The organism is Oleiphilus sp. HI0086 (genome assembly GCF_001635225.1).
Map to the genome: position 1 here is coordinate 1 of NZ_LWFZ01001241.1, position 721 is coordinate 721.

General features: G+C 45.8%; 1 protein-coding gene. It reads left to right on the forward strand.

Going from position 1 to position 721, the window contains the following annotated elements; all coding sequences use genetic code 11:
* A partial coding sequence (locus A3756_RS21535) for a methyl-accepting chemotaxis protein (RefSeq protein WP_231875602.1) occupies positions 1–721 on the forward strand: 721 nt, incomplete at both ends.

Consider the following 721-nt stretch of genomic DNA (forward strand, 5'->3'; position numbering starts at 1 on the left):
GCTGCACATTGTCTTTGGTTTGGTATCAAAAAATAGTTATTTCACCCATAAACGCAGGAATCTCTGCATTAAAAGCGAACCTCGAAGAGAAGTTTTCTTACTCGACGCAATTAAATACCCAAAACATGTCTGGCGCGCCCAAAGAGTTATTTGAAATTTTGAATCAGCGCCTGAGCAATGCTGAGCAGGCTATACAGGGGATTCACCTTAGAGCCTCCCGCTTGCTCCCTATGAGCGCAGAATTAACCGAAACCTACAGTGCCATGAGCCAGAATACGATGATGCAATCTCATCACGGCGGCGTGTTGAGTGGAGCAATAAATAATATGGTCATGGCGACCGAAAACATCGAACATGACATTGGAGATATCAATAATCATATTCTCGAAATGAATAGCGAGCTCAATAGCTTTGGCGAGCACCTACATGCAACAACTTCCTCAATTGATACCATTGAAAAGCGCATATCTGAGTCGAATGAAGTATTAGATAAATTGCGTAACGATAGCGACCAGATCAACCAGATTATCACCGAGATCACCAGCATCGCAGAGCAAACTAACCTACTGGCACTCAACGCAGCAATCGAAGCAGCCCGTGCAGGCGAACAAGGTCGGGGTTTTGCCGTCGTTGCCGACGAAGTACGTTCACTGGCCGAGAGGACTCAAAGTTCAGCCGAACAGGTAAAAAGTATCGTCGATAGCATCCACACGAGCACACA